Here is a 12,370-nt window from a genome sequence, read left to right on the forward strand (position 1 = left end):
CGGTCGCTGAGGGCTCCGAAGGAAAAGGAAAGCAGAGTCTTAAGTAGGTGCAAGCGCTGACCTGGGGCTTTAGTGTGAGAGTGGATGACGGGTATCGAAACCGCCTATTCAGCGACGGAACCAAGCATTCGTTGGTACTCCGCCTCCGCTGCCTCGCGAGACACTCCCAGAGACTCGCCGATGTCAAAGGTGACTCGGTCGACCTCTTCGTTGAGCTGTCTGAAGTCCTGATGCATCTCACTTAACTCTTCGAGCATCATCAGTTTTCCATTTTGGCTCATAACTGTCTCGGCGCGCTCTCGCCAGTAACCGTGGATCAGAAAGTTTCGCTGGGTCAAGCATCTTGCCAGGTCCTCTTGTAGCTTTCGCTCCTCGTCGCCTGACAACTTTGTGAAGCGGTGGACTAGTTGTCCGAAGGTCTTCTTAAATGAAGATTCCCAGGGGTCGCTAGTGATCGTCGTCTTCCCGGCGCGGGCCTCTGCCACCCGCGAAAGCACGATGATGTTGACGAGTCCGTGCTCGATAACGCTGGCAAGGTAGGCGGCCAGTCCAAAGTAGGCGTAGACTTCTCGTGTCAGATGATCATCGAGGTTCAATTCTTCGAGCAGGTGCTCGTACTGCTCGGGTACGGGCCGCCCGTCGACTTCATCGCTCATGGGCAACAAAGATACCTAGCGAATGCTTTGGTGCGAACGGTTTATCCGAGCCCTTGACCGGGACTTCCCCGCATCCCAATGACAAACGAGCCATGCGGTCGGTGGCGTGACCGGCCGTTGTGCACGATCCGGCTAGGCGGCGGGCTACTGAGGCGGGAGGTTGTTGGTCAAGGTGTACCTGGTGTCGGCCAGGTCGGCTGGGTCCTTTGGGGCGGGGGTGATCGACGGATTCTGCACGGCTTCGACCTGGTGGATGATGGCCAGATCGTTAAGCTGATTGTTGCCAGGGGCGGCGCGCCTTGAGGTCTTTGGTCGACGCGCAGATTGCGGACCGGCCGTCCAGGCTTGTCGACCGTCACTGCAAGGAGCACGACTTCCGACGACGAAGATCAGGGCGGCCAACCGGGTCCCGGTCGGCCGATGGCACGCGTAAGCGAAAGCCCCAGGTCCTAAGTGGACATCCACTGACCTGGGGCTTTCGCATGAGAGCGGATGACGGGAATCGAACCCGCGTATTCAGCTTGGGAACCAGGGTGATCATGCTGGAAAGTGGCTCTGACCTGCGGACGGCGCTTCCTCAGGGTGGCCGCGATTGACCGTGGTTGCCCCCTCTGAATGGCCCGTTAATGGCCCAACGCGCCCTGTCTCTACCTGCGTCTTTGTGCCTGTTCGCTCCGCTTCCCTCGCCCCTGCAATTTCTAGCGCCGGGTCGGTCGTGTCAAGGCACGCTTTCCCGCCTTGATGCGAGCGGCACGGTGTTAGACGCTGAGCAGCGAGGGACACCCGGTGACCACTGCCACGCGGTCAGGTGGGTCGGGTGATCTGACGTCGCGCTCCATGGGTCTCCCGGTGGCGGCGGCGCGCTGTGCGGTGCTGCCTCGTCGGCGGGCTCGCCCGGCGGCGCCTGCCGGAGCGGAGCGGGAGGCCGGCGTCCGCCATGGGGCGAAGCCCGCCGTACGGACGGTGACGTGCGCGCCGCCGGTGGCGGCGCCTTGATCCCTTAGAGCCAAGTTCGGCAGACAGCGCGGCTGTGCACGAGATCCCGCTTCAGGGCCAACTGGCGATGGAGTCGACTGACTCTGGTGATCATGGATTCGCTGTGTCGGGACACCGGTGAGAGTGCTCCGTTAAGGTCAAACCTTTGCGCAATCTTTCATGTGATTAGATATCGAATAGTGTTTCTTGATTGCGTTGCACTGAGCAAGGTTTAAGATCTTAAGCTTGAGCGCCGATTTTGCGTCAGAGGGAGCAGTAGATGTTGCCACTTAGCGAACTTCCAGACGAGCCCGCTGGTCGCCTGCATGGTGTCCTGGGACTCTTCCGGGATTTGAGTTCCAACGGCTCCGTGACGCAAATGTGGGGTGAAATTGCGCCACTGGTCGCTACGGGTGGCGATGCCATATCGGTGCGTTCTGAGGCGGCAAGCCTTCTTCGGGATGTGGAACGTGCCGTGTATTCATTGCCGCAACGTCGGCACCGGGCTTCCGCGCTGCTCCGCGACCGTCCGCAATGGGCGCGGCCGATATTTGGAATTTCATTTAATGACACTACAGCTTATTCGTCAAATGATCTAATAGCGGATTCTGCGCTCGATTCCTTGTCGACGCTCTCATCTCTTTTGAGTTTGGCCGGCCCGGAGCATAAGCCTAAAGGTAGCGATGAAGAGCTAGTTCGCGTTCTGGAGGAGGTGTACGACCAACTTGGACAGCTTCGCATTGACATTGAAAACGCTATGGACATACCAGAGGTTGCGCGAATTAGAATGCTCGGACCGATCTCGATAGCATTGGAGAAGGTAACCTACGTTCGTATTCGTGGCTTCTCTCACCTGCTTGGAACAGTTCAAGTCACGGCGTTTGAGGTTGGGGTTGTTGTTGCGGAGCAGGCTTCTGAGGAGCCTTCCGCGATCGAGCGCTTCAACAATTGGCTTGAAGTATTCAGGCAGGTAATTCGCAAGGTAGAGGAAGTAGTTCTTCCGCCAGCTGTTGGTATTGCTACTGGAATTTCTTCGAAGAATCTTGAGCTTGGCTTGGGTGCCACCCTTGCTACTCGTATAAGTCTGGAAAACTTGAAGATTCGCAAGGAAATCGAATCAGGAAGCAATGGAGAGGCAGGTCTGGATTCGGGTCAGTTGAGTTGATTTAAATAGTCGAGTGAAACTTTTTTCCTGCTGGTGACGCGTAGGGAATTCGTCAGGGTGCGGGATTTTCTAGAGTAATTTTAATAGTCCTTATTTTAAGGTTATTTCTTTTGTGGGCGATCGCAACGGCAAAGAGTACCTCTGCTAGAGAAGGCGTTTCACGTAACCAGCTCGTATCAAGCGCTTGTAGGCGGCCATGACGTAGTTTGAGATCTCCTGGTGGATGGCAAAGCCACGCTCAGCGTAGGCGGTGATGCGTTGGGTGTCGCCGACCAGCATGTTGATGACGCGGTCCACGTCGCCAATGCTCTCGATGTAGTCGTCCAGCGGGAGTGGCCGCGATGCGCAGATGACGTCGACCTCGGGCCAGAGTTTCTTGCAGGTCGCGTACGCGCGTCGCTGCTGGTACGGCCGAGAGATGAGCACGACGGACCCGACCTCGACGCCGCGTGAGTCCAGCAGCGCGCGAGTGAGCGCGATGTTCTCCCCGGTGTTCCGCGCCCCGGGCTCGACCAGGATGGCGTCATCCGGCACGCCCAGCTCAAGTGCGTGCTCGCGGTAGTGCACCGCCTCCCCGCGCGGGAACCGCTCGACGGTGGTCGGCGCGTTCGCCCCGCTGAAGACGATGAGCGGGAACATCCCGGCATGGAACAGTTCCGCGGCGTACGTCGCGACGCCGAGGTCGTGGCTGCCGAGTCCGATCCCGGCGTCGGCGGGCCGGAGTTCGTGCCGCAGGTCGTGGTAGTCCCAGAGCGTCTGGACGTCGGCGCGGAGATCGTCCGGGAGGGACACGGCCATCAGGGACTCCAAAGCGAAAGCCCCAGGTCTAAAGTGGACATCCACTGACCTGGGGCTTTCGCGAGAGAGCGGATGACGGGAATCGAACCCGCGTATTCAGCTTGGGAAGCTGATGTTCTACCATTGAACTACATCCGCAGTGCTCGGCCAGCATACATGGTCCGGATCTCCCCTTGCCAAGACCCACCCCAACCTTGACGTCGCCGTCGAAAGTGACAACACTTGTTGTCTATATCGGAGGTGATCCGGATGGGCGAGAGGCTTCCTGACCCCGAGCTGTTCCGTGAAGGCGGGTTCCGGGTCGCGTCAAGGCTGTTCATCGACGGCGACATCGGGGGCGACGAGCGCCAGGTGGCCCGGTTGCGGAAGTTCGCGCAGCGGGAGGACCCGGCGGCCGACGTGCTCGTGCCGCTGCTGCGAAAAGGTGCCCAGGGACAGTTCGAACAGGCGCTGCGGCAAGGCATCGAGAGCGTCGAGGATCCGCCGGAGGAGCTCGAAGCGTTCTTCCGCGACGTCGAGGCGACGCCGTACTGGGTCGATCCGGACCGCCTCGACCGCGGGGCGCGGGCGATCACGCGCGCCGGGTTGCTCGGGCTCTTTCCGCTCGGCGACGTTTCGTTGATGGGCGGTTATCTCGCCTCGCGCGCCACGAAGTCGCTCGTCGGCACCGGCGAGATCGAGTACAAGGCGTCACGTCGTCTTGTCGAGACGGCGACGTGGTGGATCCACGTGACGACGCCGGGCGCGCTGGTGCTCGGCGGGCGCGGGTACGAGTCGGCGTTGCGGGTGCGGATCGTGCACGCCCACGTGCGCGCGGCCATGAACCGTCGCAAGGACTGGGATTACGCCGCTTGGGACAGGCCGGTCAACCAGGTCCAGACCGCGGGCACGCTCCTGCTCTTCTCCCTCGTCTACGTCTTCGGCACGCAGCTGCTCGGGCTCCGCTACAGCCCCAGCGAGCGCGCCGACATCCTGCACCTTTGGCGTTACGTCGGCTGGCTGATGGGCGTCGACGAGGAGCTCCTGCCCGCCGACGAGGAGGACGCCTGGCGGCTGCTGTGGCTGCTCGCCACCACCGAGTTCATCCCCGACGACGACTCCAAGCGGCTCGCCGCGGCGCTCATGAAGTCCCACGCCGGGATCGGCGAGGGCCGGGGCGCGCTCGGCAAGGTGCTCGCGCACGTGTCGGTCGCGGGGCACGGGGCGATCAGCAGGCTCCTGCTCGGCAAGACCAACGCCGACTTCCTGGAATTGCCCGACGATCCGATCGCGCAGGCGGCCGTGGTCGCGGTGGCGGGGGTGAACTTCGCCGCCGAGACGGTCCGGCGGGTGGTGCCCGGCGCGACGGCGCTCCAGGAGCTGATCGGGGCCGCCGGACGGCGCCACTACCTCCGCCAGGTCGCCAAGGTGTTCCGCCCCGACACCACCTACGGCAGGCACATGAAGGCAGCTTGACTACGCTGAGCGCGTGCTCCTCAGCGACCGTGACCTCCGTAAAGAGCTCGACGCCGGCCGTCTCGGCGTCGACCCGTTCGACCCGACGATGGTCCAGCCGTCGAGCATCGACGTGCGACTCGACCGCTTCTTCCGCGTGTTCGACAACAGCAAGTACACGCATATCGACCCGCAGCTCCAGCAGGACGAGCTGACGTCGCTGGTCGAGAAGGAGGGCGAAGACCCTTTCGTCCTCCACCCCGGCGAGTTCGTGCTGGGTTCGACCTACGAGACCGTCACGCTCGCCGACGACCTCGCCGGCCGCCTGGAGGGCAAGTCCTCCCTCGGCCGCCTCGGCCTGCTCACCCACTCCACCGCGGGCTTCATCGACCCCGGCTTCTCCGGCCACATCACCCTCGAACTGTCGAACGTGGCCAACCTGCCGATCACGCTCTGGCCGGGGATGAAGATCGGCCAGCTCTGCATCTTCCGCCTGTCCAGCGCGGCGGAGTTCCCGTACGGCTCGAACGAGGCCGGTTCGCGCTACCAGGGGCAGCGGGGCCCGACCCCGAGCCGCGCGTACAAGAACTTCCACCGCGTCGACACCTGGCGGTGATTTCTGTCGAGCGCTGACGGAAACCCGCCGAAGGGGCGACGTGGCGTACCCGCGTCATGTTGGGAGTGAAGCCGCCCCTTCATCGTGTTTCCGTGGGCCTCCGGCCCAAGAGCGGGCGCTCGACGGTGAAGTCTCCGTCGGGCGCTGAGCGCCCTTGGGGAGACACGAGTCAGCTCACGGGGGCTTCCCAGTCGATCCGGTGCCGCCACATGAAGGCGTTCGGGTCCTCGGCAGGCGGGTTCTTGAACGCCCGTGAGATGAAGAAGTCCCGGATCACCCGTCCGACGGGCCCGGCCGCCTTCGCGTCTCCGTTGCGCTTGCCGCGCTCGACGACGGCTTCGACGCGCTCGCGGCGCAGTCCTTCGTACGCGGCGAGCGCCTTCGGGATCGAGGGCACGTCACGCAGGCATCGCGCCAGCGTGACGGCGTCCTCGATCGCCATCGCGGCGCCCTGGCCCGCCGCCGGTGAGGTCGCGTGGGCGGCGTCGCCGATGATGACCATCCGGTCCGTCCGCCAGGTCGGCACGCTCGGGAAGTCGTACGTCGCCCACGGCCGGTAGATCTCGCGCGTCGCGCGCACGATCCCGACGGCCGGGGTGCGGTCCACCGCCAGCTGCCTGATCAGGTCCTCGCGCCACGCGTCGCCGGTCATCGCGGCGAGTTCCGCCTGCGACGGCTCCTGCTTCCGGGGGACGTTCGCGAACCACCAGACGCCGCCGTCCGGGTGGACGACGTGCGAGAAGAACAGCCGCTTGCCGAAGGTCATGTGCATGACGCCGGGTTCGTCGTCCAGCCGCAGGCCTTCGGCCAGCCCGCCGGTGTTCAGCAGGGGCACGTAACGCGGCGACGGCGCCCGCGGGTCGATGACCTCCCGCACCCGCGACCGGAGTCCGTCCGCGCCGATCAGCAGGTCGCCTTCGGACGACGAACCGTCTTCGAACGTCGCGCGCACGCCGCCGCCGGTCTCCTGCGCGTCGGCCAGACGTTTGCCGTAGCGGACTTCGATACCGCGTCTGACGGCTTCGTCGCGAAGGGCGACGTACAGGTCGGAGCGCAGCACGGTCTGGCTGACGGTGCCGTCTTCCAGCTGCCCGCCGAGCGCGAAGTCCGCCAGTTCACGCCCGCTCCCCAGATGCATCTTGATCCGCGGCGTATCGAATCCCAGGTCCTTGACCAGGCCTTTCAGTCCCAGTGGCGCCAGGGCGTCGAGTCCGTTCACCGCGAGGGTCAGGAACGCGCCGACCCCTTCCGCGGTCCGGTCGTACGCCTCGTGGATCACCGGCTCGTGGCCGGTCTCGTGCAGTGCGATCGCCGTGATCGTGCCCGCGATACCCCCACCGGCGATCAGTGCCTTCGCCATGTAGTTCACCCCATCGAATCTCTTAGAAACTAATTCGTTCTGTCGAACTAAAGACTCCGCTAGGCTGGCCGACGTGTCAAGCGAGCGAGCGGAACTGGTCGAGCGGATCCTCGGTGGATCGCGGGCGTTGTCGACGGAGACGGTCATGTTCCACTCGGCGATCGCCGAGCAAGGGGGCCTCTCGGCCGTCGAGAGCAAGGTGGCGGACTACCTCGCCCGCTTCGGCCCGCAGACGCCGAAGGCGCTTTCGCAGCTCTCCGGGCTCGCGCCGGCGTCGATCACCGCGCTCATCGACAGGCTCGTGGGCAAGGGGGTCGTCACGCGGAAGCCGCATCCCGAAGACCGCCGGAAGGTGCTCATCGAGATCGACGGGGCGATGATGGCCGCCGCCGCGCCGATGTGGGACCACCTGGTGAAGCGGGTCCGGGAGGCCTGTGAGGGGTATACGGACGGTGAGCTGGAGACCGTTCTCCGGTTCCTGGCTGACGCGACCGCGATCACCCATGAGTCGACGGAAATGATCACTCGCGGCAACCGCTGACCGGTATTACTACTTTCGGGGGTATTGCCGTAACCAGTTCGTGATAGTTTTCGGCCCCGTGTCCCCCAATAGAACACGAAGCCGGTTACTGCTTGTCACGCTCAGCGTGCTGCTGGGCGGGGTGATCGCGAGCGCGAGCTACCTGATGGTGACCGATCGGTTCCAGGGCACCGCGTTGAGCAATCTGTCGTTGAGCGTCCCCGACACCAAGGGCAGACCCGGCGAAGCCCTCGCGAAACCTCCCGCCTACTTCGGTCAGACGACCTCCGCGGCACCGGACGGCTCCGCACCCGGCTCCGCCGCTCCGACGTCGTCTTCGGCGGCTCCCACGTCTTCGTCCGCGCCGCCCAGCTCTTCCTCCGCCGAGGCCGAGCCGCCCAAGCCTTCCGAAACCCCGAAGCCCACTCCGAGCAAGGCCCAGGACCCGCCTCGTTCGCAGGACAGCTCGCTCGCCGGTCAGGTCATCGAGCTCGTCAACTCCGAGCGCGCCGACGCGGGCTGCTCCCCGGTGAGCAACGAATCGCATCTCGCCGCCGCCGCGCAGGGCCACAGCGACGACATGTCGGCGCGGAACTACTTCTCGCACACCACGCCGGAAGGCACCACGTTCGACCAGCGCATCCGTGCCGCGGGTTACGACAAGCCGGGCGCCGAGAACATCGCCAAGGGGCAGTCGAACGCCGCCAAGGTGATGGACGCCTGGATGAACTCCGAGGGCCACCGGGCGAACATCCTGAACTGCAAGCTGAAGAAGATCGGCGTCGGCGTCAACACCAAGGGCATGTACTGGACGCAGAACTTCGGCTACTGACCCTTTTCCCAGCGTTCGGCGATCTCGCCGTAGCGGGCCAGCACCGTCGCGCGCAGCTCGGGATCCGTACGCGGGACCGGTTCGATGAACACCTCGGTGACGTCGCCGAACTCCCGGATCAGTTCGGCCGCCATCCGGACGCAGGCGCGTTCGACGTCCGCCGCGCCCAGTGCATCGTCGAAGTCGACGCGGGCGCAGACGAGTACCTGGTCGGTGCCCATCAGCATGGTCTGAAGATCGACGACGGCCTCGATCTCGGCCGCGCCCATCAGCTGGTCCCGCACCCCGCGCACCAGCCTCGGATCCGCCTGCCTGCCGATCAGCAGGCCGCGGTTGGTGCGCCCGAGCACGTAGGCGACCAGCGCCAGCAGCACCCCGATCGCGATCGACGCCACGCCGTCCCAGACGTGCGAGCCGGTGAGCTGGTGCAGCCCGATCCCGGCGAAGGCGAGCAGCAGGCCGATCAGCGCGGCCGAATCCTCGAACAGGACGGTCTTCGGCGCGGGGTCGTCGATCATCCGCAAGTAGACCGAGACCTTCTGACCCGCGTCGGCGGCGTCGCGCCGCACCTGCCGCACGGCCTGGAACCACGAGACGGACTCGAGGACGAAGGCGATCCCGAGGACGATGTAGCCGACGATCGGATCGGTCTGCTCGGTCTCCTCCCCGAACACCGTCGAGAAGCCTTCGTAGAGCGCGAACATCGCGCCGGAGGCGAAGATCGACACCGCCGCGAGCAGCGACCAGAAGTACCGCTCCTTGCCGTAGCCGAAGGGGTGGACGCGGTCGGCGGGGCGGTCCGAGCGTTTCAGCGCGGTCAGCAGGAGTACTTCGGTGATCGTGTCGGCGACCGAGTGCGCGGCCTCCGAAAGCATCGCGCCGGAGCCGGTGATGATCCCGGCGATCAGTTTCAGCACGGCGATGGCGAGGTTGACCCCACCCGCCAGCACCACGGTCAGGGTGCTTTCGCCACCGGATTCTTCACTCACCTAGCGCAGCGTAGTGCGAGTGGGCCGATCTCACAGGCGACGCAAACCCTGCAGGACGCGTTCCATCAAGGCGAGCGCCGGATGACCGTCGAATTCAGCCTGCGTTTCATGAACGGTAACCAGACCGAGCTCGGCCATATCACCCAAAAGGACCTTTGCGACGCCGAGTGGAACGCTTAGTGACGCCGCCACTTCCGCGACGGAAGTCGGACGCCGGCACAGTGATCGGACGGAATGGAATTCGACGCTGAACCCCGGCGCGCTCCATGGCGCGTCGTTCCGGACCGAGATCATCGCTTCGATGGCGAAGTTCCGCTTGGCCTGGGTGCGTCCGCCCGTGCGGACGTACGGGCGGACGCGCGTGCGTTGCGCTTCCCGGCGCGGCGGCCGCCGGGCGGCCGGGATGCTGGGGATGGTCGCTTCCTGCGCCATCCTGGCGAGCGCCGCGGCCGAGGGGAGACGGGCGGGCGGGCGCAGTGTCGACGATCCCGGAATCGCGAGGCGGTGTCCCTTGCCCGGACGGAGTTCGTGACGGTTGCCCATTGATTTTCCTCGCCCCTTTTTTCGGATCCGCTGCAGCCTATCGCCACGGTGTACCGCCGAACGGGTAATGGGAACGGAATGGTCATGTCCGGGATAAAACAAGAGGGAACATTCTCTCGCATTATGTGCGAGAGAATGTTCCCTCCGACCTCGATGTTCTACTTGTCTTCCGCCGGAAGCGGTGTCTCGGTGGCCGTTTCGTCGGCGGGCTCGTCCGCCTTTCCGTCGAGCTCAGCATCTGAGACGGCGTCCAGGGACGGCGCTCCGGCCGGGACCAGCTGCGGTTCCGGCTTGCGCTTGACGGCGTTCAGCAGCAGCTGCGCGACGTCGACGATCTCGACCTTCTCGCTCGCCTGTCCGTCGCTCTGGCGCGCGGTGAGGCCGTCGTTCAGCATCACCTTGCAGAACGGGCAGCCGGTCGCGATCTTCGACGGCGCGGTGCCGAGCGCCTCGTCCACACGCTCGACGTTGATCCGCTTGCCGATCTTCTCTTCCATCCACATGCGCGCGCCGCCGGCGCCACAGCACATCGACCGGTCGCCGTGCCGCGGCATCTCCCGCAGCGTCGCGCCGGTGGCGCCGACGAGCTCACGCGGAGCGTCGTAGACCTTGTTGTGGCGGCCCAGGTAGCACGGGTCGTGGTAGGTGACGTCCTCGGCGACCGGCGCCACCGGGGTCAGGTGCTTCTCCCGAACCAGGCGGTTGAGCAGCTGCGTGTGGTGCACGACGTCGAACTGGCCGCCCAGTTCCGGGTACTCGTTCGCGAGGGTGTTGAAGCAGTGGGCACAGGTGACGACCACCTTGCGCGCCTTGCGTTCGCGGCCCTCGAACACCGAGTTCAGGATCTCGACGTTCTGCTGCGCCAGCATCTGGAACAGGAACTCGTTGCCCGCGCGGCGGGCCGGGTCACCGGTGCAGGACTCCTCCGAGCCGAGCACGGTGTACTTGACGCCCGCCATGTGCAGCAGTTCCGCGACGGCGCGCGTGGTCTTCTTCGCGCGGTCCTCGAACGCGCCCGCACAGCCGACCCAGAAGAGGTACTCGGTGTCGCCGAGGTCGCCGTCGAACACCGGCACCTCGAAGTCCAGGTCCTCGGTCCAGGCGAGCCGGTCCTTGGCGTTCTGGCCCCACGGGTTGCCCTTGTTCTCCAGGTTCTTGAACATCCCGTTGAGCTCGCTGGGGAACGCGGACTCGATCATCACCTGGTAGCGGCGCATGTCGACGATGTGGTCGACGTGCTCGATGTCCACCGGGCACTGCTCGACGCACGCGCCGCAGGAGGTGCAGGACCACAGCACCTCGGGGTCGATGACGCCGCCGTCGTCGCCGATGAGCGCCTTCTGCGACTCGGCGATCGCGAGGACGTCGATGCCCGCGTACATGTCGTCCCCGGACAACCCGACCTCGTCGCCGGCCATGTCGCGCTTACCGCCCGCGAGCAGGTACGGCGCCTTCGCGTAGGCGTGGTCGCGAAGCTGCGTGATGAGCAGCTTCGGCGAAAGCGGCTTGCCGGTGTTCCACGCGGGGCACTGCGACTGGCAGCGGCCGCATTCGGTGCAGGTGGAGAAGTCCAGCCAGCCCTTCCAGCTGAAGTCCTCGACCTTGCCGACGCCGAAGGTGTCCTCGTCCGGGTCCGCCTCTTCGAGGTCGAGCACCTTGCCGTTGCTCATCATCGGCTTGAGCGCGCCCAGCGCGACTCCGCCGTCGGCCTCGCGCTTGAAGTAGATGTTGAAGAAGGCGCTGAAGCGGTGCCACGCGATGCCCATGGTCATCGTGCGCGCGACGACGATCAGCCAGATCGTGGCGCTCATCAGCTTGACGAAGGCGAACACCGTGACCAGGTTCGGGCTGGACGGCAGCAGCAGGCCGAGCGGGTGCGAGACGAACGCGGCCCAGACCGGGGTGTCGTGGACGCCCAGCGCGGATTTCGCGGCGCGGACCCCGATGATGCCGATGCCCTCGATGAGCACGACGGCCTCGATGAAGTACGCCCACTTGAAGTTGGAGCCCTGGAAGCGGGACTGCCGGTCCGCGCGGCGCGGGTGGTTCTTCTGGCGGATCCCCATCAGGATCAGGATGCCGACGATGGTGCCGACCCCGAGCAGCTCCATGAGCAGCTGGAACAGCGACCAGTCGTCGAGGATCGGCCAGCCCCACGTCGGGACGAAGACCTCGCCGTACGCCTCGAACAGGGCGAGCGACCCGAGCAGGAAGCCCCACATGACCAGCCAGTGCGCCGGGCCGACGCTCTTGACCTTGTTCATCCGGGTGTGCGCGGCGAATTCCTTGATCAGGGTCTTCATGCGCGGGATGAACGGGCCGTTGCGGGTCGAGTCCGGCTGACCGAGGCGGATCACCCGCACGAAGCGGGCGATGGTCGCGAAGAACATTCCCCAGGCGACGACGCCGAGCAGGACCGCGATCCCGCCGAGCGTCAGCTGTACAGCGCCCATCGTCGGGTGCCTTTCGTCCGAGTGAAGCT

The 12,370-nt window shown here is 65.1% G+C and carries 11 protein-coding genes and 1 tRNA gene; 5 read left to right on the plus strand and 7 right to left on the minus strand.

Annotated elements, in window-relative coordinates; translation table 11 throughout:
* Positions 1-104: 104 nt before the first annotated feature.
* A complete protein-coding gene (locus tag ACFWMR_RS09600) occupies positions 105-656 on the minus strand; it encodes a hypothetical protein (RefSeq protein WP_378378081.1) in 552 nt (183 codons plus the stop codon).
* A gap of 1,255 nt (positions 657-1,911) precedes the next feature.
* On the opposite strand from ACFWMR_RS09600, the gene ACFWMR_RS09605 reads away from it, so the two are divergent.
* On the plus strand, positions 1,912-2,796 hold the full coding sequence (locus ACFWMR_RS09605; RefSeq protein ID WP_378378082.1) for a hypothetical protein: 885 nt from the start codon (positions 1,912-1,914) through the stop codon (positions 2,794-2,796).
* Positions 2,797-2,940: 144 nt separating this feature from the next.
* Here the strand turns inward: ACFWMR_RS09605 and ACFWMR_RS09610 are convergent, their stop codons facing one another.
* Complete coding sequence (locus tag ACFWMR_RS09610; protein WP_378378083.1) at positions 2,941-3,594, minus strand: YdcF family protein; 654 nt, start codon at positions 3,592-3,594, stop codon at positions 2,941-2,943.
* Positions 3,595-3,661: 67 nt separating this feature from the next.
* Positions 3,662-3,732 (minus strand) — tRNA-Gly (locus tag ACFWMR_RS09615).
* Positions 3,733-3,843: 111 nt separating this feature from the next.
* Between ACFWMR_RS09615 and ACFWMR_RS09620 the strand changes: the two genes are divergently transcribed.
* The gene (locus ACFWMR_RS09620) at positions 3,844-5,049 is read left to right on the plus strand and encodes an oxygenase MpaB family protein (RefSeq protein ID WP_378378084.1); all 1,206 of its coding nucleotides are present in this window, start codon (positions 3,844-3,846) and stop codon (positions 5,047-5,049) included.
* A gap of 13 nt (positions 5,050-5,062) precedes the next feature.
* On the plus strand, positions 5,063-5,644 hold the full coding sequence (gene dcd / locus ACFWMR_RS09625) for a dCTP deaminase (RefSeq protein WP_016338162.1): 582 nt from the start codon (positions 5,063-5,065) through the stop codon (positions 5,642-5,644).
* Between the two features lie 169 nt (positions 5,645-5,813).
* Here the strand turns inward: dcd and ACFWMR_RS09630 are convergent, their stop codons facing one another.
* Positions 5,814-7,004 carry an FAD-dependent oxidoreductase gene (locus ACFWMR_RS09630; RefSeq protein ID WP_378378085.1) on the minus strand — a complete coding sequence of 397 codons (1,191 nt, stop codon included), beginning with the start codon at positions 7,002-7,004 and terminating at the stop codon, positions 5,814-5,816.
* Between the two features lie 73 nt (positions 7,005-7,077).
* Between ACFWMR_RS09630 and ACFWMR_RS09635 the strand changes: the two genes are divergently transcribed.
* Both ACFWMR_RS09635 and ACFWMR_RS09640 read left to right on the plus strand, forming a co-directional pair.
* Entirely contained in the window at positions 7,078-7,545 is a 468-nt protein-coding gene (locus tag ACFWMR_RS09635) for a MarR family winged helix-turn-helix transcriptional regulator (protein WP_378378086.1), read from the plus strand.
* Between the two features lie 121 nt (positions 7,546-7,666).
* Positions 7,667-8,356, plus strand: a complete 690-nt coding sequence (locus ACFWMR_RS09640; protein ID WP_378378101.1) for a CAP domain-containing protein — start codon at positions 7,667-7,669, stop codon at positions 8,354-8,356.
* Here ACFWMR_RS09640 and ACFWMR_RS09645 read toward each other — a convergent pair.
* The 3 genes from ACFWMR_RS09645 to ACFWMR_RS09655 all read right to left on the minus strand — a co-directional run bounded on the left by ACFWMR_RS09645 (position 8,350) and on the right by ACFWMR_RS09655 (position 12,341).
* The gene (locus ACFWMR_RS09645; RefSeq protein WP_378378087.1) at positions 8,350-9,345 is read right to left on the minus strand and encodes a cation diffusion facilitator family transporter; all 996 of its coding nucleotides are present in this window, start codon (positions 9,343-9,345) and stop codon (positions 8,350-8,352) included. The two genes, ACFWMR_RS09640 and ACFWMR_RS09645, sit on opposite strands and share 7 nt — an antisense overlap.
* A gap of 30 nt (positions 9,346-9,375) precedes the next feature.
* Complete coding sequence (locus ACFWMR_RS09650) at positions 9,376-9,888, minus strand: DUF742 domain-containing protein (protein ID WP_093932518.1); 513 nt, start codon at positions 9,886-9,888, stop codon at positions 9,376-9,378.
* 158 nt (positions 9,889-10,046) lie between these two features.
* Positions 10,047-12,341: a (Fe-S)-binding protein gene (locus ACFWMR_RS09655; RefSeq protein WP_378378088.1), complete on the minus strand. Its 2,295-nt coding sequence runs from the start codon at positions 12,339-12,341 to the stop codon at positions 10,047-10,049.
* Between the last annotated feature and the right edge of the window lie 29 nt (positions 12,342-12,370).

The organism is Amycolatopsis thailandensis, from assembly GCF_042723255.1.
Classification (GTDB): domain Bacteria; phylum Actinomycetota; class Actinomycetes; order Mycobacteriales; family Pseudonocardiaceae; genus Amycolatopsis; species Amycolatopsis thailandensis.